General features: G+C 57.2%; 17 protein-coding genes, 1 tRNA gene and 2 rRNA genes. 10 read left to right on the top strand and 10 right to left on the bottom strand.

Annotated elements, in window-relative coordinates:
- Positions 1 to 261: 261 nt before the first annotated feature.
- On the bottom strand, positions 262 to 1,179 hold the full coding sequence (gene pcaQ / locus Q0C28_RS04075) for a pca operon transcription factor PcaQ (protein ID WP_293573374.1): 918 nt from the start codon (positions 1,177 to 1,179) through the stop codon (positions 262 to 264).
- Positions 1,180 to 1,265: 86 nt separating this feature from the next.
- Between pcaQ and pcaC the strand changes: the two genes are divergently transcribed.
- From pcaC to Q0C28_RS04055, 4 genes are read left to right on the top strand one after another with little or no spacing between them, the layout of a single operon-like run.
- Entirely contained in the window at positions 1,266 to 1,679 is a 414-nt protein-coding gene (gene pcaC, locus Q0C28_RS04070; protein ID WP_293573373.1) for a 4-carboxymuconolactone decarboxylase, read from the top strand.
- Positions 1,666 to 2,400, top strand: coding sequence for a protocatechuate 3,4-dioxygenase subunit beta (gene pcaH / locus Q0C28_RS04065; protein ID WP_293573372.1), 735 nt, complete (start codon positions 1,666 to 1,668; stop codon positions 2,398 to 2,400). Before pcaC ends, pcaH begins: the two co-directional genes overlap by 14 nt.
- Positions 2,400 to 3,053 (top strand): protocatechuate 3,4-dioxygenase subunit alpha, encoded by a 654-nt coding sequence (pcaG, locus tag Q0C28_RS04060; RefSeq protein WP_293573371.1) that lies wholly within the window; start codon positions 2,400 to 2,402, stop codon positions 3,051 to 3,053. Before pcaH ends, pcaG begins: the two co-directional genes overlap by 1 nt.
- Positions 3,054 to 3,061: 8 nt before the next feature.
- Positions 3,062 to 3,895 (top strand): 3-keto-5-aminohexanoate cleavage protein, encoded by an 834-nt coding sequence (locus Q0C28_RS04055; RefSeq protein WP_293573370.1) that lies wholly within the window; start codon positions 3,062 to 3,064, stop codon positions 3,893 to 3,895.
- A 276-nt stretch (positions 3,896 to 4,171) separates the two neighbouring features.
- Here the strand turns inward: Q0C28_RS04055 and cueR are convergent, their stop codons facing one another.
- Entirely contained in the window at positions 4,172 to 4,576 is a 405-nt protein-coding gene (gene cueR / locus Q0C28_RS04050) for a Cu(I)-responsive transcriptional regulator (RefSeq protein ID WP_293573369.1), read from the bottom strand.
- Positions 4,573 to 7,104, bottom strand: coding sequence for a heavy metal translocating P-type ATPase (locus Q0C28_RS04045; protein ID WP_293573368.1), 2,532 nt, complete (start codon positions 7,102 to 7,104; stop codon positions 4,573 to 4,575). Before Q0C28_RS04045 ends, cueR begins: the two co-directional genes overlap by 4 nt.
- A 347-nt stretch (positions 7,105 to 7,451) precedes the next feature.
- On the opposite strand from Q0C28_RS04045, the gene Q0C28_RS04040 reads away from it, so the two are divergent.
- On the top strand, positions 7,452 to 8,567 hold the full coding sequence (locus Q0C28_RS04040; protein ID WP_293573367.1) for an S-(hydroxymethyl)glutathione dehydrogenase/class III alcohol dehydrogenase: 1,116 nt from the start codon (positions 7,452 to 7,454) through the stop codon (positions 8,565 to 8,567).
- Between the two features lie 143 nt (positions 8,568 to 8,710).
- Positions 8,711 to 9,373: a GntR family transcriptional regulator gene (locus Q0C28_RS04035; RefSeq protein ID WP_293573391.1), complete on the top strand. Its 663-nt coding sequence runs from the start codon at positions 8,711 to 8,713 to the stop codon at positions 9,371 to 9,373.
- A gap of 41 nt (positions 9,374 to 9,414) precedes the next feature.
- Here Q0C28_RS04035 and Q0C28_RS04030 read toward each other — a convergent pair whose 3' ends face one another.
- The 3 genes from Q0C28_RS04030 to Q0C28_RS04020 are packed head-to-tail and all read right to left on the bottom strand — an operon-like array spanning position 9,415 to position 14,205.
- Positions 9,415 to 10,929, bottom strand: a complete 1,515-nt coding sequence (locus tag Q0C28_RS04030) for a SpoVR family protein (RefSeq protein ID WP_293573366.1) — start codon at positions 10,927 to 10,929, stop codon at positions 9,415 to 9,417.
- Positions 10,916 to 12,253: a YeaH/YhbH family protein gene (locus Q0C28_RS04025; RefSeq protein WP_293573365.1), complete on the bottom strand. Its 1,338-nt coding sequence runs from the start codon at positions 12,251 to 12,253 to the stop codon at positions 10,916 to 10,918. The genes Q0C28_RS04030 and Q0C28_RS04025 overlap by 14 nt, the downstream gene beginning before the upstream one ends.
- A 17-nt stretch (positions 12,254 to 12,270) precedes the next feature.
- Complete coding sequence (locus tag Q0C28_RS04020; RefSeq protein ID WP_293573364.1) at positions 12,271 to 14,205, bottom strand: PrkA family serine protein kinase; 1,935 nt, start codon at positions 14,203 to 14,205, stop codon at positions 12,271 to 12,273.
- 691 nt (positions 14,206 to 14,896) lie between these two features.
- Here Q0C28_RS04020 and Q0C28_RS04015 point away from each other — a divergent pair.
- The 4 genes from Q0C28_RS04015 to Q0C28_RS04000 all read left to right on the top strand — a co-directional run bounded on the left by Q0C28_RS04015 (position 14,897) and on the right by Q0C28_RS04000 (position 23,510).
- Positions 14,897 to 18,604, top strand: a complete 3,708-nt coding sequence (locus tag Q0C28_RS04015) for an Ig-like domain-containing protein (protein ID WP_293573363.1) — start codon at positions 14,897 to 14,899, stop codon at positions 18,602 to 18,604.
- A gap of 87 nt (positions 18,605 to 18,691) precedes the next feature.
- Positions 18,692 to 19,996, top strand: coding sequence for a TolC family protein (locus Q0C28_RS04010; RefSeq protein WP_293573390.1), 1,305 nt, complete (start codon positions 18,692 to 18,694; stop codon positions 19,994 to 19,996).
- A gap of 29 nt (positions 19,997 to 20,025) precedes the next feature.
- Entirely contained in the window at positions 20,026 to 22,344 is a 2,319-nt protein-coding gene (locus Q0C28_RS04005) for an ATP-binding cassette domain-containing protein (RefSeq protein ID WP_293573362.1), read from the top strand.
- Entirely contained in the window at positions 22,341 to 23,510 is a 1,170-nt protein-coding gene (locus Q0C28_RS04000) for an HlyD family type I secretion periplasmic adaptor subunit (protein WP_293573361.1), read from the top strand. Before Q0C28_RS04005 ends, Q0C28_RS04000 begins: the two co-directional genes overlap by 4 nt.
- A gap of 32 nt (positions 23,511 to 23,542) precedes the next feature.
- Here Q0C28_RS04000 and Q0C28_RS03995 read toward each other — a convergent pair whose 3' ends face one another.
- The 4 genes from Q0C28_RS03995 to Q0C28_RS03980 form a co-directional block, all read right to left on the bottom strand.
- The gene (locus tag Q0C28_RS03995; protein ID WP_293573360.1) at positions 23,543 to 24,256 is read right to left on the bottom strand and encodes a trypsin-like serine protease; all 714 of its coding nucleotides are present in this window, start codon (positions 24,254 to 24,256) and stop codon (positions 23,543 to 23,545) included.
- Between the two features lie 899 nt (positions 24,257 to 25,155).
- Positions 25,156 to 25,232: transfer RNA gene (locus Q0C28_RS03990), tRNA-Met, on the bottom strand.
- A gap of 42 nt (positions 25,233 to 25,274) precedes the next feature.
- Positions 25,275 to 25,389: ribosomal RNA gene (gene rrf / locus Q0C28_RS03985) — 5S ribosomal RNA — on the bottom strand.
- 81 nt (positions 25,390 to 25,470) lie between these two features.
- A 23S ribosomal RNA gene (locus Q0C28_RS03980) occupies positions 25,471 to 25,856 on the bottom strand; the annotation flags it as partial.

Raw genomic sequence — 25,856 nt, 5'->3', positions numbered from 1 at the left:
AATCAGGACCCTACGAGAATACCGCCTCAAAAATGCGCGAATATCGAACAGTTATCGCATGTACGCACTTCAAAACACTCAAACAACTACCGCATAAGTTGTTTTCTCAATTCATCTCAAAAATGGGATGGAAGTGCAGGTTGGATCGGCAAACCACGCAACGCAACGCTCCGTACCACGAAAAACAACGCATCGCGCAAGAAACATGCGGACGCGCACGACCCTCGCAGGGCCGCAGACAATAACACTGATGTCTCTGCGTTAGACGCAATATTCACGTAGCGTGGCGCAAAATCTTGCAGCACCCGGGCTCAACTGGTGATCCCGGCGCTGACACAGACCCACCGGGCCCTCGGTGGACGAGGTATCAATCGGCAGCGCCACCAAACGGCCAGCCGTCAAATCCGCCTCCACCACACCATAGCTGATGATCCAAACCGCCTGATGGTTCAGCGCAAAGCTGCGTCCAAATGTTGATGACACGGTTTCAATCGCAGTTTGCGGCAACTGCAAACCGTGCTCCATGCACATCCGTTCAACAGAGGAGCGAATGATGGATGCCTCTGCCGGGATCAACACAGGATAGTCAGAGAACAATGATGCGAGCAGGTCTTTTTCCGCTAGGCGACTGAACGGATGGCCGCGCGCAACCACAACCGCGACACGTTCATGGAACAACGGATCAAACGTCAATCCAACCATATTCTCAGGCGCAGGCAAACGGCCCACCACAACGTCAAGGAACCCACGGCGCAGCAAATCAAGCAGATATTGATTGTCCCCGCTGACAACCGAAAACCGATTGCGACCGCCCTGTTCCCAGATCTTCCCAAGTGCTTTGGGCACAATTGTCGCCGAAACCGTCGGCAAGGCCCCAATGGCTACCTTAGGCCCCTCTGCGGCGTCCAGCTCTCGCAGCCGTTCGACACCATCGCGGGTCAAAGCAAGGCTGCGTCCGGCATATTCGCGAAACATCTCTCCGTAGGCTGACAAGCGGATCCCACGGCCATGTTTTTCCACCAGCGGCTTCTCGCAGATGGCCTCCAGTTCACGCAGGGTACGTGTCACAGCCGGTTGTGTCAGGCCCAGCCGCTCTGCTGCCTGCGTTACACTCTGCTTTCGCGCCACCTCAACAAACACTTCCAAATGGCGGAGCTTCAACTGGGCCGGTATGCGCATATCAATTCCAACATGAATTCATTCGAAATCCGACATTATACAGATCATTTACGGTATGAGATATGACATACTAAAGGGAGAACGCGATGCGCAATACGCCAGTTAAGGATGGGCTGACAATTCGCCGTGAAGTGCTTGGCGACGCCCATGTAGACCGCGCGCTTCATGCTGAAACCGAATTTGACGCCCCATTTCAGGCGCTGATCACTGAAACCATCTGGGGCGGTGTTTGGGCCTCGAACACCATCAGCCGACGTGAGCGTTCCATGATCACACTGGCCATCCTGGCTGCGCTTGGCAATTTGGATGAAATCCCGATGCATATTCGCGCAACTGCCAATACGGGCGCATCACAGGCGGATATCGCCGAAGTGTTTCAGCATGTTGCGGTCTATGCTGGCGCCCCACGCGCCAACCGTGCCATCGCCCTTGCAAAACAGACCCTTGCAGAGATGACAGCAGATAACAGAGCTTTGGATGGGCACAATGACACGCTCTGACACCATAGGTTTTGCCCCACGGGATCGAGACTGGCATCCCCCCGCATATACCCCTGCCTATCGCAGTTCCCTGTTGCGCTCACCGCGCAGACAACCGATCGCACTGGACCACAGCACCGGAGAATTGACTGGTCCGGTCTTTGGCCATGCCGATGTCTCATCACTCGATAGCGATCTGCTGGCAAACTTCGCAGCGCCAGATATTAGTCCAATTGGCGAACGGATCCTGATTCACGGGCGTGTGCTGGACGAACAGGCCCGTCCGGTGCCGAACACGCTGGTCGAGATCTGGCAAGCCAACGCGTCAGGGCGGTATCGGCATAAAAACGACAGTTATCTTGGCGCGCTGGATCCGCAGTTCGGCGGGTGTGGGCGCGCGCTGACGGATCAACAGGGCCGCTACCAGTTCCGCACCCTCAAACCCGGCGCCTACCCCTGGCCCAATGGCGGCAACGACTGGCGCCCTGCGCATGTTCATTTTTCCATCTTTGGCCATGCCTATGCGCAGCGGCTCATCACGCAGCTCTACTTCGAAGGGGACCCGCTGATTGCACATTGCCCCATCGTCAATACGATCGCGGACCCAAAGGCCGTCGATAGGTTGATCGCAAAACTGGATCTGACTGAGACGGTCCCTTTCGACATGGTCGCATACAAATTTGATATCGTTTTGCGCGGTGCATGCTCCACCGTTTTTGAAAACCGGCTGGAGGGCAATTAATGCAGAAATCACCATTTGCTGACCCCAATGCCGGACCTGCGCCGAAGCTGCCAGAAACGCCATCACAGACCGCTGGGCCCTATGTGCATATCGGGCTCGCCCCTCATGCCGCGGGGTGCGGTTTCGACCAGTCCACATTGGGCGAAAAGATCGTTCCCGCGACTGCTGAAGGCACCCGGATACAGATCGATGGCACCATTTTCGATGGCGCGGGAGACCCCGTGCGCGATGCCCTGATTGAGGTCTGGCACGCCGATCCAGAGGGGATCTATCACACCACGCCACAGACAACGACCAAACAACGCTATGGGTGGGGTCGGGTGGTCACGGATTTTGAAACCGGCTCCTGGCAGGTCAAGACCATCAAACCCGGCCCCTGCCCTGACCCAATAGGCACGCCAATCGCGCCACATATCAATCTGTGGATCGTCGCGCGCGGGATCAATCTTGGACTGCACACCAGGCTCTACTTTGATGATGAAACTCAAGCCAACACCGCAGACCAGACCCTATTGCGGATCCCAGATCTTGATCAGCGCAACACCCTGCTCGCCCGGTACCGCGGCGGCGCAGGAACCGTATCCGATCCTCGCCGCTACCGATTTGATATTCATCTCCAAGGTGCGGCAGAAACCGTTTTCTTCGATGTGTGAGACCCAAGATGACCCAGCCCTGTATCATTTGCGTCGCGATTACCGGATCTGTTCCCAGAAAGGAGCATAATCCGGCAGTGCCCATCACCGTTGCGGAACAAATCGAGAGCACGCAGGCGGCGTTTGAGGCAGGGGCAAGCATCGCGCATTGCCATGTGAGACAAGAGGATCAAAGCCCAACCTCAGATCCCGAACTGTTCGCGCGCCTGATGGAAGGTCTAAGAAAGCACTGCCCAGGCATGATCATCCAACTGTCCACAGGCGGTCGGTCCGGAGCTGGACGCGAGCGCGGGGGAATGCTGGCGCTCCGCCCCGACATGGCGTCGCTCTCGGTTGGATCGAACAACTTTCCGACGCGCGTCTACGAAAACCCGCCAGATCTTGTGGATTGGCTGGCTGCTGAAATGATCCGCCATGAGATCAAGCCTGAGATCGAAGCGTTCGATCTGTCCCATATCCATCAGGCAGTGTTGATGGCATCCGACGGGCGCCTACGCACGCCCCCGTACATCCAGTTTGTGATGGGGGTGAAAAATGCGATGCCCGTCGACAAAGATGTCTTTGATTACTACGTCAAAACGATGCGCCGCCTGGCACCCAATAGCTTATGGTGCGCCGCAGGCATTGGAGCGGGTCAGATCCTGGTCAATGAATGGGCCATCGCGGCGGGCGGCCATACCCGCACCGGTCTCGAAGACAATTTGCGGATGGATCGGGCAACACTTGCGCCTTCGAACGCCGCGCTCGTGGCCCGCACCGTCGACCTGTGTGAGAAATACGAGCGGCCGGTTGCAACCCCTTCAGAAGCGCGCGCAATGCTTGGCCTGCGACCGCACACTTAGGCCTAGAACAATGGCCTGAACCCTGACGCTTACGCACCCCCTGCGACATCCTGCCCCCAGCCATTGCAAAGCAAAACGACCCTCCCCAACTGTTTGGGGCGCGCGACGCATTCGCAGCTTAAGCCGCTCCTCCCTTGGCTGCTGTAGTTTGGGTGATTGGACTCCCTCCCTCCTCCCGAGATCCAATATCCAAACGTGAATGCGGAGCGCGTGCGCCACCCAAGATATCCGGCCAAGGTAACTATTCAGATAGAAAGAGGCCGCTCATTGCCGCGATCAATCTGGCGTGCGGCTGATTTGGCGGGACAGATCCTGGAGGATGGGGCAATCGGGTCGTTCATCACCAGCACAACAGGTCACCAACTCGGACAGTGTATCGTGCATCGCCTGCAGATCCGCGATTTTGCCCGTGATCTTTGCCAAGTGCTCTTCTGCCAGCGCCTTCACGTCAGAACTCGCACGGCTTTCATCCTCATAGAGCGCCATCAACGTGCGGCAATCTTCGATGGTAAAGCCCAGCGCCCGCGCGCGCCCCAGAAACGCGAGCTTGTGGAGGTCACTCTCGACAAAACAGCGGTACCCGTTGTCACTGCGGCGCGGTTTGATCAGGCCGATGTCTTCGTAGTAGCGGATCGTTTTTGCGGGCAACCCCGAGCGCGTTGCAACGTCTCCGATGTTCATGCCTGTGCCTCCTGAGAACTGGACTCTGGGCTCTGCGCAACCAAACCGGGCGCGAGCAGTGGTCGCACCGGGCGCAATCGGCGCAGCCGCAGTGCATTGGTCACCACAAACACGCTGGAGAGCGCCATGGCCCCCGCCGCCAAACCGGGTGACAGCAATGGCCCTCCGAATGGCACCAGGACACCCGCAGCAACGGGCAGTAGCAGGATATTATATCCAAAGGCCCAGCCAAGGTTTTGCCAGATGTTGCGCAGCGTTGCCCGACCAATGGACACCGCATTGACCACACCAAACAGATCGCCGGAGATCAAAACAACATCTGCCGTCTCTATGGCGACATCGGTGCCCGTACCAATCCCCAGCCCGATATCCGCAACCGCAAGGGCCGGTGCATCATTGATGCCATCACCAACGAAGGCGACCGCGCCAAATTTCGCCTGCAGACTGCGAACAGCTGCAACCTTATCGGCGGGCAGGCAATCAGCCATGACCTCGTTAATCCCCAGCTCTGTTGCGATCGCGTGGGCGGTGGTGGATCGGTCCCCCGTTAGCATAGCAACTTCGACGCCTCTGGCGCGCAGTTCAGCGATGGCCTCCGCGCTGTTGCGCTTGATCGGGTCTGTCACCGCGATGAGGCAGGCGAGGGCGTTGTCGACCGCCACAAACAAGGTGGTCGCACCGTTTCGGGACAGATCTTCTGCCTCCTGTGAAAAGACTGAGACATCAATGTTCTCAGCATTCATCAACCGCTCGGCCCCAATGAGGAGTGATTTGCCCTCGACCTCCGCACGCACCCCGAAACCCGGGATTGCCGTCACCTCCGCAGCTGTGGGGATGGTGTCACCTGCGGCATCTACAATCGCTCTGGCAATCGGATGTTCAGACTGCTGTTCTGCTGCAGCGACGAGGCGAAGCAGATCGGCCTGCTCGACCCCATCCACACAGCGCATCTGCGTCAGCGTCGGGCGCCCCTCTGTAAGGGTTCCGGTTTTGTCGAAAGCCACAACCGAAACAGACCGCAGCCGCTGCAGAGCATCCCCCTTGCGGAACAGAACCCCCATCTGCGCCGCACGCCCAAGGCCAACCATAATCGATGTCGGCGTGGCGAGCCCCATGGCGCAGGGGCAAGCGATAATCAGCACCGACACACCCGCCACCAGAGCCAAGGGCAAAGCGGGCGCCGGGCCAAACAACAACCAGGCAGCCACTGTCGCGGCGGCGATTGCAATGACCGCTGGGACAAACCACATGGTGACGCGATCGACCAATGCCTGTACCGGCAGTTTCGCCCCCTGGGCGTCTTCGACCATTTTCACGATTTGCGCCAATACAGTGTCGGACCCAATTTCAGTCGCTCGGTAGTCCAATACCGCATTACCGTTGATGGTTCCTGCGTTCACCACTGCGCCGATGGCCTTTTCAACGGGCACTGGCTCACCCGTCAACATACTCTCATCCACGAAGGACTGGCCGGACACGACGACCCCATCAACAGCGATACGTTCTCCGGGACGTGCCCGTAGCCGGTCTCCCACCCGCAGATCTGCAACTGGCCGTTCTACCACTTCCTCGTCGGTCACCAGAAGTGCGCTTTTGACCTGCAAATCGACCAATGCTCGGATCGCTTCGCCAGTGCGCCCCTTGGCGCGCGCCTCGAGCCAGCGACCCAACAAGACCAACGTCACAATCACCGCTGCAGCCTCGTAGTAGACATTGGCGGTTCCGGGCGGCAGCATGCTGGGCGCGAAGGTTGCAATCAGAGAAAATCCAAAAGCGGCGGCTGTACCAATCGCAACCAACGCATTCATATCAGGCGCGCCGCGCAGCAGAGAGGACAGACCTTTTGCATAAAAGTCGCGTCCCGGCCCACAGAGCACCAGAGCGGTCAGGCAAAACTGGATCAAATGGCTGCCGGTGCTGCCAAGCGTGGCCATAACCCAATGATGCACCACTGGCAGCATGTGACCGCCCATTTCGATTGCAAACACCGGCAATGTCAGAACAGCAGCGACGATAAACTGCATCCGCAGTTTGGCGGTCACGGCCTGTTTCTGTTGAGCCTGCTGATCGGCAAGCTCATCGCCGGCGGCCCATTCCCCCGCTGATGGTTCTGCCTCATAACCTGCGGCTCCGACGGCGGTGCGCAGCTCTTCTGAATGCGTGATACCCGTCAGATAGGTGATCCGTGCGGTTTCATTGGCCAGATTGACCTTCGCTTCCACCACCCCCTCGACTGCGTTCAGCGCGCGCTCCGCCCGTGCAACGCAACTGGCACAGGTCAAGCCTTGAAGCGCCAGCACCACAGTCGCTTCTGCAGCCGGGTATCCCGCATCGGCCAGCGCGAGCCGCAGATCTTCGGCGCGCAGAGCACCGCCGCCCTGGATATGAGCCCGTGCGGTTGCCAGATTGACGGCGGCCGATGATACGCCCTCAACCGCAGACAGCGCCCGTTCCGCGCGCCCGGCGCATCCCGCGCAGTTCAATCCAGTGACATCCAAGGTCCATTGGGCCATCGCATTTTCCGCCATGCGGTCCTCAACACAATTCCGTTGGCCTGATTGGCCACACCATTGATATGGAGGTTCCAGTCAGAGGAAGGTCAATAGGCAATCCTTCTTCTGGCCTCAAAAGCACCGAATACAAACGAGGCTGGTTTCAGGCAGCAGCCCGGAGCGGATGGCGAGACGATTGGAAAGGCGGACAAAAAATGACGGTAACCGTCACTTCGCTGTCGCATTCTTTCGAGGATGAGAACGCTATCCGCAGATAATCTCTCAAGAATACGTCGCTGTCAGTTTACGGGCACCTGTTTCCTCTGCCAGTATACGGCAAACCAGACCACCCGTCTGACACCTAAGAAAAAAGGAATTTCACCATGATCCGTACCCGCGCCGCGGTGGCTGTCGCCCCAGGGAAACCGCTTGAGGTGATGGAGGTCAATCTGGAAGGCCCCAAGAAAGGGGAAGTTCTGGTTGAAATCAAAGCAACTGGTCTGTGCCACACTGATGAATTCACCCGTTCCGGCGACGACCCAGAAGGGATTTTCCCAGCTATCCTGGGGCACGAAGGCGCAGGCGTGGTCGTCGAAGTCGGCGAAGGTGTCACCACGCTTGAAGTGGGCGATCATGTCATCCCGCTTTACACGCCCGAATGCCGCGAATGCGAATACTGCCTGAATCCAAAAACAAACCTCTGCCAGGCCATCCGCTCCACGCAGGGGCAAGGCCTTTTGCCCGACGGTTCGACACGGTTTTCCATGCTGGATGGCACGCCAATCCACCACTACATGGGCTGCTCGACCTTTGCGAACCACACCGTGGTGCCCGAAATTGCCCTGGCAAAGGTTCGCAAAGACGCGCCATTTGATAAAATCTGCTACATCGGCTGTGGCGTCACCACCGGCATTGGCGCGGTGATCAACACCGCTAAGGTTGAGATTGGATCGCGCGCCATCGTGTTTGGCCTCGGTGGTATTGGTCTCAATGTGATCCAGGGTCTGCGCCTTGCAGGTGCCGATCAGATTGTTGGCGTCGACCTGAACCCTGGCAAAGTTGACATGGCCAAACATTTTGGCATGACAGATTTTGTAAACCCGGCCGATGTGGACGGCGATCTGGTTGCTCATCTGGTGGAACTGACCGGCGGCGGCGCCGATTACACCTTTGATGCGACAGGCAACGTCAACGTCATGCGCACCGCACTCGAGGCCGCACACAAAGGTTGGGGCGAATCCATCATCATCGGCGTGGCACCAGCCGGTGCGGAAATCTCCACCCGTCCCTTCCAGCTGGTCACCGGGCGCAGCTGGCGCGGCACAGCATTTGGTGGTGCTTCCGGGCGGACCGATGTGCCCAAGATCGTCGATTGGTACATGGATGGAAAAATCGAAATCGATCCGATGATCACCCACAAACTGCCGCTCGATGACATCAACAAGGGTTTTGATCTGATGCACGAGGGCAAATCGATCCGCGCTGTCGTCGAATTCTGATCACAGCCCCCACGGCGATATCTCAAAACGCAGGCTCCTGAGCCTGCGTTTTTTGTTGGGCTGAACGGTGGTTTCCAGACTGGAACAGATGCAACACGAACGGCATAGTGGTGGCCATCGTCACCCCACCAGAGGATCGGATTTTGGACTTTCAGGCCGTGGATATCTCGCAAACTGAAACGGCGGCCACGATCATATTTCGGGCCCTGCGCAAGGCCATCATCACTGGTGACCTGAAAGACCGCACGCCACTACGCCAGGATGAAATCGCCAAAGCGTTCAAAACGTCCCGGTTTCCGGTGCGCGAAGCCATTGCCCGATTGGAACAGCAAGGGCTCGTGACCACGCAGCGCTACAAAGGTGCCGTTGTTGCAACCTTGTCGATGCATGACGCTGCAGAGATTTTTGACCTCAGAGCCAAACTCGAGGCAGACATCATCCGCGCTGCCGTCCCGAATATGACCGCAGAAACGCTACACACAGCCCGGTCCGATCTGGAAGCGTTTGCGCGCTGCACGGATCCCATGAAGTGGGGAGCGCTCAATCGGCAGTTTCACACCACGCTCTACAGCACCAGCGGACTGCCCTATCACATGGAAATCGTTGACGGTCTAATCGACCGGATTGATCGCTATCTGCGAGCGCAGCTTCTGATGAGCGACGGCCTATCAAAAACCAACGCTGAACACCGTGCGATCCTGAAGGCCTGCAAAGAGCAAAACGCTGATCTCGCAGCGGAATTGACAGCCACCCACATTCTAGGGGCCAAGGCGGCGCTAGCCGACCAGCTGAGTGCCGATCTTTAGCCCCTCAGCTTTGAACCACGTTTGACCCTAAACGACGGGGATCAGATCGTTCTGTTTTCGACCGCGTCCATGTTCACATCGTACCCCCACAGCCGACGCAGATGCCGCAGGACTTCTTCGCTGTCTTCTTCTGCGAGATGAATGCCGTCCCGCACATGATGGGTCAACTTCAGCTTCCGGTCCCCTTTCAGATCTGCGTCCGTGACCTGGATATCAGGCTCTAAATAAGCAAGATCATAAGACTTCGCCAGATCTCGCCGCACGGCTTTGTAACCGCTACGATTGTGGATTTGGCTGACAATCAAATGCGATTGCTCACTGTCATCAGCGAGGGTGAACAGTTTGAATTTGCGGATCAAATGCGGCGACAGAAACTGCTGGATAAAGCTCTCGTCGCGGTAGTTTGCCCAGGCCTCTCGCATCACGCGCCGCCAGTCCGGATCACCGGCGAAATCCGGGAACCATTCGCGATCTTCCTCCGTTGGGGTTTCGCAAATGCGGCGAATATCCTGCATCATGGCAAAGCCCAGCGCATAAGGGTTGATGCCCGAATACCGTGGGTCATCAAACTCGGGCTGCAGAACCACATTGGTGTGGCTGTGCATCATCTCCATATAGGCACCTTCGGTCAGGCGCCCCTGCTCAAACAGCTTGTTGATAATGTAATAATGCACAAAGGTCGCGCAGCCTTCGTTCATCACTTTCGTCTGTTTTTGGGGATAGAGATACTGCGCCAGCATCCGCACAATCCGAAGGATTTCACATTGCCACGGCTCCAGAACAGGGCTGTGTTTTTCTAGAAAATACAGCAGGTTCTCTTGCGGCAAATTCATCCGTTTGCGCCGACTGCTGGCTTCTGCGTCGAAATCTGATGCTGCCCGTTTGTCACGCCCCAACGTGGCATCGGTCCAAAGATCCAGCAGGCTCATCGCACTTTCGTGGCCTTCGCGGACCCGCTGCATGGCCTCGCGTTCCTGGATGGTGGGTTTGGGTGGCCGACCATACCGGAAGACCCCCTGCGCCTGCAGAGCGTGGGCTGCATCCAACACCTCTTCCACCGCGGACAAACCGTATCGCTCCTCGCAGGCCGCGATATAGTTCTTTGCAAATGCCAGATAGTCGTGAATGCCAGCCGCATCGGTCCACTGCTGGAACAAATAGTTGTTTTTAAAGAAATGATTGTGGCCAAAGGCAGCATGCGCCATGACAAGCGTCTGCATCGCCATGGTGTTTTCTTCCATATTGTAGCTGATGCAGGGGTTGGAATTGATCACGATCTCATAGGCCAGACCTTGTCGACCCGTTCGGTACAGCGCCTCATCTCGTGCGAAATGTTTGCCAAAAGACCAATGTTGGTACATCAGCGGCAAGCCAACACAGGAATAGGCATCCAGCATTTGTTCGGCCGAGATAATTTCTATCTGGTTTGGGTACACATCCAGACCGAGATCTTCCAAAGCGATGGCTTCGATCGCATCCCGCGCCGTCTCCAACAGTTCAAACGTCCATTCCGGTCCCGTAAACAGCGGCTTGGACCCAGGTTTAACTGCCTGCATTCTGCGCCCCTTTGCCTTTTGGAAGGAAAAACTCCCGGAAAATCGGATAGATATGCGAGGGGTCCGACACACGTTGCATTTCGAAATGCCGCGCCTTTGCCTTCACCTCGCGATAGTTCTGCCAGAGGTCCTCGCCCGCTTCCGGGTTCTCCAACAGCATATCAGCCCCCTCATCGACGATTTCGACATAGGCATAATATTGACAAACCGGCAGCAAATCCTCGGTCAGCAGCGATTTACAGCGCGCCGAGTCATTGCCGAAGTTCTCTCCATCGGAGGCCTGCGCCCCATAGATGTTCCATTCGTCGGGCGGATACCGCTCTGAAATGATCTCTCGCATTTTGTCGAGCGCGGTGGACACGATGGTGCCGCCGGTTTCGCGGGCATAAAAGAAGGTCTCCTCATCAACCTCTTGGGCGTGATGAGTGTGACGGATGAACACCAGTTCCGTGTGTTCATAGCTGCGGGTCAGGAACAGATGCAGCAGCAAGAAAAACCGTTTGGCGAGATCCTTTTCACGCTCCTGCATCGAGCCGGACACATCCATGAGGCAAAACACAACCGCGCGAGAATTGCGGATTTTCTCAGGGACACTGGTGTCATATCGCAGATCAAGAGGATCGATATAGCCCACGACCTTACGCTTGCGCTCCAGCGCAATCAGCTTGTCTTGCAGGTCCTGCAACAACGCCTTTTGCTCTTCAGTGAGCGGGGCGCGTGCCTCCAGTTCTTCGACCTCTTTGCGCAATTTTGCAATCGCGTTGAGCGACGGGCGTTGCAAAGCGATCCTCCGCCCCAGAGAGTTGCGCATGGTTCGGATCAAATTGAGGTTGTTAGGCGTTCCTGCCGTGGTCAGCCCGGCGCGCCGGGTTCCGACCGTTTCGGTTTCAACTGTTGCTTTGGGCACCAGGTCTGGCAGTTCCAGCCCATCAAACAGAATTTCGAGATACTCATCCCGTGTGAGGGTGAAGGAAAACTCATCCGACCCGTCCCCATCTTCGGAGGCCTGTTTGCTGCCCTGACCAGCCCCACCTTGCGGACGTTGAATGGTGTCGCCAACAACAAATTCTTTGTTGCCGGGCAAGACATGGCGGCGACGCCCGCCTTTGGCGGCGTGATGAAACCGGGGTTCTTTCAAACCACGTGATGGGATGGTGACCTTTTCACCATCTGCGGGCACGCCTCCTCCATCTTTGATGGATTTGTCGCGCACCGATTTGTCGACGCGTTCCTTGATACTCTCGCGAGCGCGTTCAAGGAACCGTTGCCGGTTCCCCAAACTCTTTCCCTTTGGATTGGCACGCCGATCGATAAAGTGATGCATGGTGCATCCGCCTCCTCTTAGCCTGCCTTATTCACCCGCATGTACCATTCCACCAAACGGCGAACCTGCCGATCCGTGTAGCCATGGCTGCGCATACGCTCCACGAACTCTTGGTGTTTGCCTTCGGTTTTGCTGTCCTTTTTGGAGCCAAAGGAAATCACAGGCAGTAACTCTTCGACCTGACTGAACATGTGTTTTTCGATCACATCACGCAGCTTTTCATACGAATTCCAGGCCGGATTGGAGCCGGTGTTCGCCCTATGGCGCAGGGCAAATTTCACCACTTCATTGCGGAAGTCTTTTGGATTGGCGATGCCGACGGGTTTTTCGATCTTCGACAACTCCGCATCCAACACATCACGATCATAGAGCTGACCAGTGTCGGGGTCTTTGTAGTCCTGCTCTTCGATCCAGGCGTCCGCATAGGAGATATACCGGTCAAAAACGTTCTGGCCGTATTCTGTGTAACTCTCCAGATAGGCCTTCTGTATTTCGTTGCCGATAAACTCCTCATACCGAGGCGCCAGCTCAGTTTTGATGAAAGCGAGGTACTTTGCTTCGGTTTCGGCCGGGAACTGTTCCCGTTTGATCATCTGCTCCAGCACATACATCAAATGAACCGGATCTGCGGCGACCTCGTCTGTGTCGAAGTTGAAGGTTGTGGACAGCACCTTGAAGGCAAATCTCGTCGAAATGCCGTTCATACCCTCATCGACACCGGCACGGTCCTGATACTCCTGCACGGTTTTCGCTTTTGGATCCGTATCCTTCAGGCTTTCCCCGTCATACACACGCAGCTTGGAGTAAAGGTTTGAATTTTCATGCGGTTTCAACCGAGTCAAAACCGAGAAGCGCGACAAGATCTTTAGGGTTTCTGGCGCACATGGGGCCGAGCCAAGTTCGCTATGTTCAATCAACTTGTCATAGATTTTGGCCTCTTCAGTAACCCGAAGACAATATGGCACCTTCACAATCGAAACCCGGTCAATGAAGGCTTCGTTGTTTTTGTTATTCTTGAATTGCTGCCATTCAGATTCGTTGGAATGGGCAAGGATAAGACCGGTGTAAGGGATCGCGCCAAAGCTCTCGGTCCCCATGTAGTTGCCTTCCTGCGTTGCGGTGAGCAACGGGTGCAGCATTTTGATCGGGGCTTTGAACATCTCCACAAATTCGAGGATGCCCTGCGTTGCCCGATTCAAACCGCCTGAGAAACTATAGGCATCGGGGTTGTCCTGGCTGAAATGCTCCAACTGGCGGATGTCCACTTTGCCAACCAATGTGGAAATATCCTGGTTGTTCTCATCGCCTGGCTCCACCTTGGCCACACAGATTCGGCGCAGACGCGATGGATACAGGCGCACAACTGAGAACTTGTTGATATCGCCGCCAAATTCATCCAGTCGCTGCACCGCCCAAGGCGACATAAGCCCTGGCAAACGGTGCTGCGCGATGCCATATTCCTCCGCCAGGATTTTGCCCATGCGCACCGGATCAAACAGCCCCAACGGGCTTTCGAAAATCGGCGACAGTTGGTCACCAGCTTTCAGAACATAAATTGGCTGATCCTCGACCAAACGCTTCAAACGCTCGGCGAGAGAGGATTTTCCGCCCCCGACCGGACCGAGCAGGTAAAGGATCTGCTTGCGCTCCTCCAGGCCCTGCGCCGCATGACGGAAATATCCGACAATCCGCTCAATCGTGTCTTCCATACCATAGAAGTCTTCGAACGCAGCGTATCGTTTGATTGTACGGTTTTGGAAAATCGGACCCAAACGCGCATCTTTAGAGGTATCGACCAGTTCTTCTTTGCCAATCGCCTTCAGCATGCGTTCGGCGACATTTGCATACATTCCAGGATCATCCCGACATCCGTTCAGATAGTCCTGCAATGACATCTCTTGCTCGCGCGTTTCGCCGTATTGCTCGGCAAAGAGTTCGGCAATGTCTTTCATCTGGCTCTAACCTCCTAGTTACTGCGCGCCATTCCTCCTGGGGTTCAATCGTTCACACAGACAGAGCACGCCCAGCGCGAGGGCCAAAGATTGTCCGCGTGTATAAGTCGTATGAATTCTGCTCGGCGCCGATACAGGCGTAAGTAAGGCCAACGCGCCACGTTCTGTGGTGGCGTACGGGTCTGGTCCCGGAATTCGGCGTCGTGAACTTCGTACCAAGTCTACACCAATTCTACCTTTGTTCCTAACTTAAACTGGTATGTTTTTGGTTAATTGCCAGACACTTTTAATAGAACATCCGTTCACACATCGGCGAGGCACCGGTGAAATCTACACTCAATTCCGGCCGCACATGAACTGCCGCCAAAGCTGAAAAGACCAGAAAAACAGGGCAAACCACACCCAAAGTGCGCCCAACACAGCCAATCGCGCAAAAACAGTGGTCTGCGCGGATGGGCCGCGCGGATTGGTTAATCATCAAGCCTGCGCAAACGAGGTTCAATACTGGCTACAATTTGGCCACACCTTGATATTTTCGGGCCGTTTTTACGCACGCCAGCCTAGACAAGCCATAATACATGGCCTCAGTATACCACCAATATGGCCGCGGAGACGGTCAATGAGCACACAAACAGGCAACCTTTGCGTCCATATTTCGGGCGTATCGGTCCATTGACGAGCGGTATATAGAATGAGCATGGTTGGATACATCGTCCGCGATATGGCGGGCACGAAACAGCATGGCACCTCTGCGGATGAAGGCCAGGCTGTCATCGAAGTCTCACAGGCCAAGGACATTTCCCTTAATCTGTCGCCAGCCGACGTAGAAAGCTACGCGCGCCGCGGGTCGGATCTCCATATCACGCTGCTGGATGGTCAGGTCATCATCCTGGATGGGTTCTACGACACGGGCGCCACGGGCGGCAAAAACCTCTTCCTGAGTGAAGAGGGTAACTTCATCGAAGTGGTGCTGGAGGATCGTACTGATGGCATGCTCTATGCCAGCTACGAGCCCCTGGATCTCGGCGGCAAGTGGAGCGCCTATGACGATATGGTGTTCCTCGATGTGGACCGCATCGAACCCGTTGTGGCGCCTCTGGTCGCGCCGCTTGTTGGTGGTCTTGGCGGCGCAGGCGCCGCAGCAGGCGTCGTGGGTGCTGCCGCAATCATTGGTGGTGGCGGTGGTGGCGGCGGAGGAGGTGGCGGTGGCCCCATCACCCCAACCGTCGACAATCCGGACGCGACCTACACAGTGGCAGGCTCCACAACAGAAGATGTGGTTGTAAGCGGGACAGGGGCACCTGGATCAACTGTTGAAGTGACGTTTGGAACCATCACAGAAACCGTTGTCGTCAACGACGACGGGATTTGGGTCGCCAACTTCCCCGTCACCAACCTGCCCCCAGATGGTTCTTACGAGACAACTGTCTACGTAAAAGATCCGGACGGAAACGAATTTAACCTGGATGGTCCGTCGGTTCTGATCGACACGACTCCCCCGCCAGTTGCCGTGGACGTGGTCGAAGGCGACGATCATATCAACTACATCGAAGTGGCAGATGGCGTGACAATCTCGGGCACCGGCGAGGCTGGTGCCAGCGTGTCCGTCTTGTTCCAAGGCATCACCCGCACAACAACTGTTGGCGATGATGGCACCTGGTCTGTGGATTATGCGACCGGCGAAATCGCCACCGGCATTTACACATCGACCATTGAAATCACCAGCGCCGACGCAGTCGGAAATACCACAACTGTGTCGCACACCGTTGCTGTCGACACCGAAACCCGCGTGACGATCAACACCCAGGTTGGCGACGACCATGTCATCAACGGTGCGGAACAGGCCGCAGGCGTCACACTGACCGGTACCGCAGAGGCGGGCTCCTCTGTCGTGGTCACCCTGCAGGGTGTTTCTCGGACTGTCACCGCAGATGCCGGGGGCAATTGGTCCGCGAGCTATCTCAGCTCTGAAATTGCGACCGGCACCTACGATGCAGCAGTTTCTGCGGTTGCAACCGACACCAGCGGCAATGTCAGCTCGACCTCCACGACCATTCCGGTCGACACCGAAACTCAGGCAGCGCTGGATGCGGTGCAGGCTGGGGATGGTGTGATCTCGGCACCGGAAATCGCCAATGGTGTCACATTGACAGGCACCGCAGAAGCAGGCGCAACCGTGGTGGTGACCCTGGAAGGCACCAGCCGCACTGTGACCGCCAGCTCTCAGGGCGTGTGGAGCGCTGATTTCGCCAGCAACGAGATCCCAGCCGGTGAATATGACGCCAACGTGTCTGTCACAGCCACTGACGTGGTCGGCAACACCGCGACAACAACCGGCACCGTTCGCGTCGATACTGCAACGGCCGTGACACTCTCGAACCCGCTTGCAGGTGACAACTTTATCAGCGGCGCAGAAGCGACCAACGGATTGAACCTGACCGGAACCGCCGAAGCAGGCGCAACCGTGGTCGTCACATTGGGCACAGCCAGTCGGACGGTCACAGCAGATTCGCAAGGCAACTGGTCTGCGGCATTTGCCGGTTCTGATATTGCCGACGGCACCTATGATACCACTGTAACCGCGGCGGCGACCGATCCATATGGCAACACCGCAACCACCAGCACCACAATCAGCGTCGACACCACCATCAATGTGGGCCTGGATGCAGGCCAAGCCGGCGGCGATGATATGGTCAATGGGGCCGAGGCAGCGGCAGGGGTGACCCTGACGGGCACCGCAGAAGCGGCCGCCACCGTGGCCGTGACCTTCCAGGGGGTCACCCGCACAGTCACAGCTGATGCACAGGGCCGCTGGAGCGCGCCGTTTGCAGCCAATGAAATCGCCCAATCTGCGGTGGCCTACGACTCTCCGGTGAGCGTGACCGCGACAGATGCGGCTGGGAACACCGAAACCACCTCTGGTGTGATCCGGGTGGATACCTCGACCAGTGTCAGCATCGACGCCAACCAGGCGGGCGGTGACAACATCGTCAACCAGGCCGAGGCACAGGCGGGCGTCACTTTGACCGGCTCCGCTGAGCCAGGTGCGACCGTGCTCGTGACCGTGGCTGGCGTCACCCGCACCGCAAGCGTTGCCTCCAACGGCGATTGGAGCGCGACGTTCGAGGCCGGATCCCTGGCAGCAGGGGAATACAATACCTCGGTCACAGTGTCTTCGACGGATGCAGCGGGCAACACCGCTTCAGCCTCCTCGTCCCTTCGGGTCGATACCGTTGCAGGCACTGTGGCACTATCACCCGATCCGATCGAAATCGACGACGTGATCAACGCGGTCGAACGCGCTGACGGGGTCGAGATCAGCGGATCTGCAACACCTGGCCTGACGGTTACGGTTGGTCTTGGTACAGCAACACGCCAAGTGGTCGCCGCAAACGATGGCAACTGGAGCACAACATTCCCGGCAGCCACCATCCCGACCGGAACCCAGACCCTGCCCATTACTGCATCGATCACAGATGATGCAGGCAACAGCGCCAGCGTTTCTGACACAGTTGCGCTCGACACTTTGGTGACACCTTTGTCGGTGCAGCCGAACCAAACGGCAGACGATATTGTCACCAAAGCAGAGCAACAGGCAGGCGTCACATTCAGCGGTACCGTCGAAGTCGGGTCCAGCGTCAAAGTCGTCATCGAGGGCCAAGAAGTGCCCGCCACCGTCGATGGCGCAGGCAATTGGACGGTCGTGGTCCCAGAAAGCGCCATCCCAAGTGGTGAACGCCAGGTCACGGCAACCATCACCGCGACAGACGCTGCTGGCAACGAGCGGAGCATCTCGGAGCAGTTCACGGTCGACACAGAGGTGGATGAAGCCACTATCTATGCCCTGAAGGTCAACGGTGATGGCATCCTGGAACTGGAAACACAGGACGCCACAGACAATTATACCGTCAACACGCTGAACCCGAACGGAACGGTTGGTGCCCCAGCCGCGACCAGAACCGTTGATCCACAGGATGGCACTGAATTCACCTTTGGCACTCCAATTCCTGACGGAACACATCTGGTGCTGTCGCGCAGCGATGCCTTGGGCAACACATCCAGCACGCTTGTGGTGTTCGAAGACAATGCGACCAATTCCGGGGTGCTGGACCATGCATCCATCGGTCAATTCGATATCGACAGCATTGATTTGCAGTTCGCTACGGACGTGAACCTGACCCTGACGGAAGCGGATATCAAATCGCTTTCTGGCAATTCCAATACACTGACGATCCATAGCGGCAGCAATGACGACGACCGGATCGATCTCACCGGAACCGGAGCCGTCAGCGCAGGCACACAACAAGTCGGCAACGAGAACTACAATGTCTACACCATCGGCAATGATGGCACGACGTTGCTGGTTGACCCAGACGTCCAGGTGCAGGGCGTCATCTGATCCATCTGGCAGAGGGCCAAGCTCTGGTCCTTTGCCGCTGAAATGCCCGGCAACAGGGTAAGGATGCAAATAATGCGAGGGGGCAGAATGCAATTGGCGCGACCCATGGGCGTAGTGGCACTTTTGTGCTGCCTGTCGGGGTGTATGCAATCCCTGCCCTTCGCCAAGCCCGGCGGCGGGAACGACAGTGATGTCAACCGTCGCGCCAGCAGTTTCGCCCAACCGGATGCTGAAAACCCCTCCGCGGTCATTTCAACGCTGATGCAACGGCAATCGATGCTGCCGGATGGCGGCGTCTATGACACCATCGCCATTGCCGCGATCACAGCCTCATCGCGCGCGGCAGAAGCAGAACTGATCAGTGCCAAACTGCGCGCCGAGGCCAAGGCGAAAAACTGGCTTCCGACCTTGGGGCCATCCGTCAGCCTAACGGATCTTGGTGATCTGGTGGCGGGAATCCTGATCGAACAGGTCCTGTTTGACAACGGACGCCGCAAAGCGGAGCGTGCTTTTGCGGCCGCCGATGTGGAAGTCGCCGCAGTGAACCTCTCTATCGATATGAACAACCGCGTTGAAACTGCGCTGGGGCTCTATCTTGCCGGTTTGCGCGGAGAGGAAAAGGCGCAGGTGGGAACCCGCGCCCTGTCGCGGATGTATGAGTTCGAGCGCATTGTCATGGGACGCGTCGAGGGTGGCGTTTCGGACCGCTCCGATCTCAATGTGGTGCGCAGCAAGATCAACGGCATGCGCTCTGCCATTGCCACAGCTAAGGACGCAACAGCGACGGCCAATGCGGAGCTGCAGGCTCTGACCGGGCAAAGCTTCGCCGAAAAGCCGCAGAACCTGACCCTGGTGGCGCCTGCAGAGGACAGTCAGTATCTGACCGTGCTCAAAGCAGAAGCCGAAGCCACGCGGAGCGTCGAGCAGGCCAAGATGGAACGCGCGGGACTGTTGCCACAGGTCTCGGCGGCTGGGAACGTCACAAGCGACGGATCAGGCGCGGGACTGACCCTTGATCTGGCGCAGCCCTTTGGTCTTGGCACACCAGCAGCGCTGCAGGCGATCGAAGCATCCAAGGAAATTGCCAAGCGGCAGGTGGGCGAGGTTCAGGAAGACGCGCGCAGAGATTACAGCCGCCAAATCCAACGCCTGGTGTCTTTCAAGCGCCAAGAAGCCGAGGCTGCGGCCCTCGCTCAGACCAGCCGTGAAACATACCGCTTGTTTCAAGCACAGTTTAAAGCCGGGCAACGCTCGGTTATTGATGTGGTTTCCATCTACGAAGAGGTGGTACGCCGCGAACAAGCCCATATCGACGCGAAATATGAAGTTGTGCTGACGCAACTGGCCCTTGCGCGCGAAATGGGTGTTTTGGCAGATGGGGACCGGATTTGAGAGACTCTGACCGTCCAACAAATGAGACCATGTTGCGCAGTGTGCCGCCTGCTCCTCGCGACGGGGATGTGGCGGCGCGCGGGGCAGGCAAGCCTGTCCTGCGTGCGGTGGAAAGCGACCCGCCATCCGCACCAGCTGCGGTTGATACCTCCCTGCCACCGCAGCAGCAGCCACCGGCTGATTTAGATCTGGGCAATCTGCTCGATAGCGACAATGTCGGCGAAGTCAGCGCATTAATAGAAGACGCCACCGCGCGCATCCAACATCGAGCTGCGCTGATCGCAACCTTTGCATCGTTGAAAGGCACCACGGTTCAACTGAGCGATATCGCTGAATTCATGTGGCGCAACGACCCCAGCGATGTGTCCATCGACTCACTGGCCCGCGCGCTCCAGACCACTGGGATGCAGGCACAGATCAATCACAATGTTGCGCTGACACCGGACAGTTGGCCCGCGCTTGCGATGATGAACAACGGCCAGTGTGTGCTGGTGCTGTCGCAACATCGCGATACGGTCAGCATCTATGACACAACCTGCCACGACAATCAGGCAGAGGTCCCGGTTGCCGAGTTTGGCCCCTACTTCACCGGGACCACTCTGGGCGCGCGCAACTCTCTGAAGCAGATTGCTGCACGCCACACCCCGCAGCTTGAAAGCGAGCATTGGTTCTGGGGAGAATTCCCGAAGTACCGGCGCCAAGTTGGCGAAATCATGCTGGGCTCTCTGGTTGCCAATATTCTGGCCGTCTCTGTCGCGCTGTTTTCGCTGCAGGTGTACGACCGCGTTGTGCCGCACCAGTCCCATGCAACGCTTTGGGTTCTGGCAGTCGGCGCCTTCCTGGCGATCATGCTGGAGGCCTTGCTGAAACTGGCGCGCGCGCGTCTGACCGATGCAGCCGGACGGCAGATCGAGCTGTCGGTCCAAAACAACCTGATGCGACGCCTGATCGGCATGCGCTCAGACAAGAAGCCCCTCCCCCCATCCGGCCTGTTTGCAGCCATGCGGGATTTCGGCTCGGTCCGGGAGTTCTTTACCTCCACCACCATTTCCACTTTGGCAGATATCCCGTTCATCGCGGTTTTCCTGCTGTTGGTTGCCTCCATCGCTGGTCCGATTGTCTGGATCATCATCGCGGGCGGCGTGCTGATGTTGCTGCCCGCCTATTTCATGCAAAAGCGCATGATCACCCTGACCCGGCAGACCCAAGGCGCCAACGCCAAAGCCGGCCGGTTGCTACACGAGGTGGTCAATGAGCTGGATACCCTCAAGAGCCAGCGGGGCGAGGACCGCGTGTTGCGGTTGTGGGACGAGCTGAACACGCTTTCCACCCATGCTGCCACCGAACAACGCCGTCTGGCAAGCGCGCTCACCCATTGGTCCCAAGGCGTCCAGCAAGCCACCTATATCGGCTCCGTCGTTGTGGGCACGCTGATGGTCTTTGCCGGGGAATTCACGGTCGGCACGATCATTGCCACAGGCATCCTGACCAGCCGCACTTTGGCACCTCTAACCCAATTTGCCGCAACACTGGCGCGTTGGAGCAACGTCAAAGCCGCGCTGGAGGGATTGGACGCCATCGCAAATTCGGCCCAAGAAAAAGAGGACGAACGGACCTACCTGCGGCGTGACAGCCTGCAGGGTCGCTTTGAACTCCGTGAGGTCATGTTCCGCTACGACGAAGACGGCGCGCCGACTTTGGACGTCCCTGGTGTTGCGGTAACACCCGGTCAGCGCGTGGCCGTTCTGGGCGTCAATGGTTCTGGTAAATCGACACTGTTGAAGCTGATGTCAGGTCTTTATGCCCCTGACCGCGGACGCGTGATGATCGACGGCACAGATATGACCCAGATCGACCCCAGGGATCTGCGCCGCCACATTGGGTATCTAAGCCAGGACGTCAGGCTTTTTGCCGGGACGCTGCGCGAAAACCTCAACTTGAACCAATTGGAGCGCGACGACGACCGGTTGATGACTGCGCTTGATTTTGCGGGTCTCGGCGCGCATGTCCGCAATCACCACAAAGGTCTGGATCTTGAGATCCAGGATGGTGGTGGCGGTCTGTCGATCGGGCAAAGACAGTCCATCGGCTGGGCCCGGCTCTGGCTTCAAAACCCCTCTATCGTACTGTTGGATGAACCCACAGCAGCGCTCGACCAGACATTGGAGCGGACATTGGTCAGCCGTCTGGAAACATGGCTGGAAGGACGCACAACTGTTATTGCCACGCACCGCATGCCGATCCTGTCGCTGACCAACCGGACGCTGATACTGCAATCCGGTCGGATGGTCGTGGATGGGCCAAGAGATCAGGTTCTCGCCCACCTCGCTGCAGGGGAAGGCAAATGAGCGCAGCCGATTTGGACATTGCTTCCGGATCGCGTGGCGCCAGCCGGATCATCTATCTCGTTGCAGCGGCTCTGGTCGTGTTTCTGCTCTGGGCGAGTTTTGCCTGGGTGGATGAAATCGTTCGCGCCGACGGTGAGGTCGTATCCTCTTCGCGCTCCCAGATCGTACAGAACCTTGAGGGCGGCATCCTCGCAGAGCTGCATGTCAACCAGGGGGACGAGGTTGCAGCGGGTCAAATTCTGGCGCGCCTGCAAGATACAAAGTTCCGAACCGCGGCCGATGATCTGCAAGATCGTATCGATGCACTCGAAATCAAGCAGTTCCGGCTGGAGGCAGAGCTCGAAGGCGCATTTGATTTTCAGGTTCCAGCGGACCTCGCAGAACGCTCCAAAGGCATCTACGCATCAGAACGCGCGCTGCTCAATGCACGGCAAACCGATTTCACCACCCGTCGCGACAGCGCGCGCGAAATCCTGACCCAACTGCAGGACGAGCATGCCAACATGAAACGGCTCTACAAGAAAGAGATCGTGGCATTGATTGAGGTGAACCGCGCGCAAAAAGCCGTCAGTGATGCCCAGGCCAAATACAATGAAATTGGCACTCAGTCAGAGCTTGAGCTGGCGGAGGAGTATTCTCAAACCCTGCGCGATCTCACCTCTCATCGCCAGGAGCTGAGACTGGCAGAAGACCAGCTGAATAGGACGGTGATCACATCCCCTATGGCCGGCATTGTGAACAGCCTGTCGATCACCACAATTGGCGGGGTGATCCGCCCGGGCGAGGAGATCCTCGAGATCATTCCGCTTGGCGAAGAGATGTTCGTCGAAGCACGCGTGAAACCAGAAGACATTGCCAGCGTCCAGCCCGGACAGTCAGCGACGATCAAGCTGTCGGCCTATGACTACACCATCTATGGGTCGCTGCGCGGCACCGTAGACTTTGTCTCGGCCGATACTTTCGAGGATGAACGTAACCCGCGCGCGGAACCCTACTACCGCGTGACTGTGAAGGTCGACCGCACCCAGTTCACGGAACGTCAGCAAGCGATTGAGATCCGGCCAGGTATGCGTGCCACTGCTGAGTTGCAAACCGGCGAAAAGACCATTCTCCAATACATGCTTAAACCGCTCTACAAATCCCGCGAGGCGCTGCGCGAACCATAAGAGCACAGGCACCGCACTCCGCCTGCCGGATATCAGCTGGCGGAGCGCATCATCGCCAACAGTGTCCGATCGAAGGATGTTCCGATCGAAACTGGCGTGTTGCCCATGGCGGCCTTCGAAGAGATCACAGATACCAGTCGCGGCGCCTGGCCGGACGTGACATCGAAAACCGGCGCACCTGAAGCGCCGAAATCAACCTGACAGGTCATGACAACTGCGAGCGCCTGACGGGCCAGAACCCTGCAGTTCTTTTCCAGATTTGGCCGGTTTTTCTGCGTCAGGGAATAAGACATCACATCCACCGCCGCCCCTCTGGCGGGTTGCGCGGCAAGTTCAAAGGGCGTGATCATCTGGCGGGAAATAGGCCGGTCCAAGCGTAGGACGGCTATGTCGCGCCCCATCTGGCCGTCATCCTGGTGCTGAAACTGATACTCTGGGTGAACCACGACTTTGGTCACGGAGCGCGCAGCCTTGGCACGGTTACCGTTTAGCCCCGCGTCAAATCGGATCGTGGACGGCTCTATGCGTTGTCCCGTTCGCGCATCATAGACGCAATGCGCGGCTGTGACGACCAGATCTGGCGCCACCATGGCACCGGTGCACATATATCGACCAGAGATGTTAAGGCGTCCGACAGCCTCCCATCCAACGATCATTTTGGCCCCCGTGGTGGCGTCCTGCGCACCGGAAGGAACCGGCATGCCCAGCAAGAGGCATGCGGCTATAGCAGCAAACAAGCGTTTCATCGCCCACTCCAATTTCCCACGCCTTTACGTTGGTTTAAGGCTGGGGCTGGAATGAGACGAAATATCGCGCAACATGGTCGAAACCATGCGGAAATTAAGACACACCAACAATTTCAGACCCCCCCGGGTTTGTGGGGATATCTTCGCAAAAAAACCGGATGAAACCCACAGTTTCTTCGCCATTCCGTTAACTTTTTAGCAAGCACCTGAAAGTAATCGCCTTTTACTGATCCGCGCGCAGGGTTCATAGTGATGCCGATCATCAGCTGCGGTCAGCGCGACGAAATTGTGCCTCAAATCTCACTCCTGCCCTGTGATAAACACCGGAGCGCTGGACGAGAGTTTTAGGTTTTTGAAAGGTTCACGATTCAAGAAACAGTGAGTTTCCGGCGGCTTCGTTAACCAATCGAGTGATTTGCACCGCCGCCGACACCGATAGTTGGAGGTAAGTCAGCGACTGAAAGGCCTCAGCGACTCGATGGAGCTCTTTATCTGGTCTTGGCATGTCCCACCACAATGGCCAGCAAACGCATCCAGCTTTTCGTAAAATCACCTCATGCCGTTACCTGCGGCAGGGCGAGGACAAACGGCCGAGACAATACACGTCAACAGTATTGTTGGATGGTAGACTGGTCTAAGCTCACTTCCGGCGGACTAAGGCCGCTGATGTTATGCAGGTCTGACCATTCCGCGCTTATCAAGCGACGGCGAATATAGCTATCTACCGCGGCAATGAGTGCCTTGCAGCGCCGTAAACCGGACTGGCAAAGGTTGGAACGACTACATCAGGACTTGGCCTGTTGTGCCGCCCCCACTTATTTCTGCAGTTTTTCCAGTGCTGGAGGCAACGCCAAAGGCGCCCCTTTTAACGCTAGTGCATTGATGGATATAGGGTGATTTGGTTGCGGGAGTAGGATTTGAACCTACGACCTTCAGGTTATGAGCCTGACGAGCTACCTGGCTGCTCCATCCCGCGGTGGTTTTTTTGTTTTGTTTGATCGTTTGAGGATTTTACTAGGTTTGGCGGTGACCTACTCTCCCACGCCTTAAGACGCAGTACCATCGGCGCAACAGTGCTTAACTTCCGGGTTCGGGATGGGACCGGGTGTTTCACTTGCGCTATGACCACCAAACCGAGGAAAATCCTCTTAGAGATACAATTCAGTCGAGTTTTGCTTTTGGTTCGTTTTTGTTTTCACTGTCTGTTACTGGAACAGATCAAGCCTATCGGGCGATTAGTACCGGTCAACTGAACGCATTGCTGCGCTTACATCTCCGGCCTATTGACGTGGTGGTCTTCCACGGCCCTCAGGGATACCTTGTTTTGAGGGGGGCTTCCCGCTTAGATGCCTTCAGCGGTTATCCTTTCCGATCATAGCTACCCTGCACTGCTGCTGGCGCAACAACAGGTCCACCAGTGGATCGTTCACCCCGGTCCTCTCGTACTAGGGGCAACTCCTCTCAAGTATCCTACACCCACGGCAGATAGGGACCGAACTGTCTCACGACGTTCTAAACCCAGCTCACGTACCTCTTTAAACGGCGAACAGCCGTACCCTTGGGACCTGCTCCAGCCCCAGGATGAGATGAGCCGACATCG

It is taken from the genome of Phaeobacter sp. (genome assembly GCF_022825805.1).
In the GTDB taxonomy this organism is placed as follows: domain Bacteria; phylum Pseudomonadota; class Alphaproteobacteria; order Rhodobacterales; family Rhodobacteraceae; genus Phaeobacter.
This window is presented reverse-complemented; position numbering and strand designations above follow the sequence as displayed.

Excerpts from the sequence above, each read along its gene's own strand:
- Q0C28_RS04040 (WP_293573367.1), top strand. The coding sequence starts at position 7,452 with ATGATCCGTACCCGCGCCGCGGTGGCTGTCGCCCCAGGGAAACCGCTT.
- pcaH (WP_293573372.1), top strand. The coding sequence starts at position 1,666 with ATGACACGCTCTGACACCATAGGTTTTGCCCCACGGGATCGAGACTGG.
- Q0C28_RS04020 (WP_293573364.1), bottom strand. The coding sequence starts at position 14,205 with ATGAAAGACATTGCCGAACTCTTTGCCGAGCAATACGGCGAAACGCGC.
- pcaQ (WP_293573374.1), bottom strand. The coding sequence starts at position 1,179 with ATGCGCATACCGGCCCAGTTGAAGCTCCGCCATTTGGAAGTGTTTGTT.
- Q0C28_RS04000 (WP_293573361.1), top strand. The coding sequence starts at position 22,341 with ATGAGCGCAGCCGATTTGGACATTGCTTCCGGATCGCGTGGCGCCAGC.
- Q0C28_RS04055 (WP_293573370.1), top strand. The coding sequence starts at position 3,062 with ATGACCCAGCCCTGTATCATTTGCGTCGCGATTACCGGATCTGTTCCC.
- Q0C28_RS04045 (WP_293573368.1), bottom strand. The coding sequence starts at position 7,104 with ATGGCGGAAAATGCGATGGCCCAATGGACCTTGGATGTCACTGGATTG.
- Q0C28_RS04015 (WP_293573363.1), top strand. The coding sequence starts at position 14,897 with ATGAGCATGGTTGGATACATCGTCCGCGATATGGCGGGCACGAAACAG.
- Q0C28_RS04005 (WP_293573362.1), top strand. The coding sequence starts at position 20,026 with ATGTTGCGCAGTGTGCCGCCTGCTCCTCGCGACGGGGATGTGGCGGCG.
- Q0C28_RS04025 (WP_293573365.1), bottom strand. The coding sequence starts at position 12,253 with ATGCATCACTTTATCGATCGGCGTGCCAATCCAAAGGGAAAGAGTTTG.
- Q0C28_RS03995 (WP_293573360.1), bottom strand. The coding sequence starts at position 24,256 with ATGAAACGCTTGTTTGCTGCTATAGCCGCATGCCTCTTGCTGGGCATG.
- Q0C28_RS04030 (WP_293573366.1), bottom strand. The coding sequence starts at position 10,929 with ATGCAGGCAGTTAAACCTGGGTCCAAGCCGCTGTTTACGGGACCGGAA.
- Q0C28_RS04010 (WP_293573390.1), top strand. The coding sequence starts at position 18,692 with ATGCAATTGGCGCGACCCATGGGCGTAGTGGCACTTTTGTGCTGCCTG.
- pcaG (WP_293573371.1), top strand. The coding sequence starts at position 2,400 with ATGCAGAAATCACCATTTGCTGACCCCAATGCCGGACCTGCGCCGAAG.
- pcaC (WP_293573373.1), top strand. The coding sequence starts at position 1,266 with ATGCGCAATACGCCAGTTAAGGATGGGCTGACAATTCGCCGTGAAGTG.
- cueR (WP_293573369.1), bottom strand. The coding sequence starts at position 4,576 with ATGAACATCGGAGACGTTGCAACGCGCTCGGGGTTGCCCGCAAAAACG.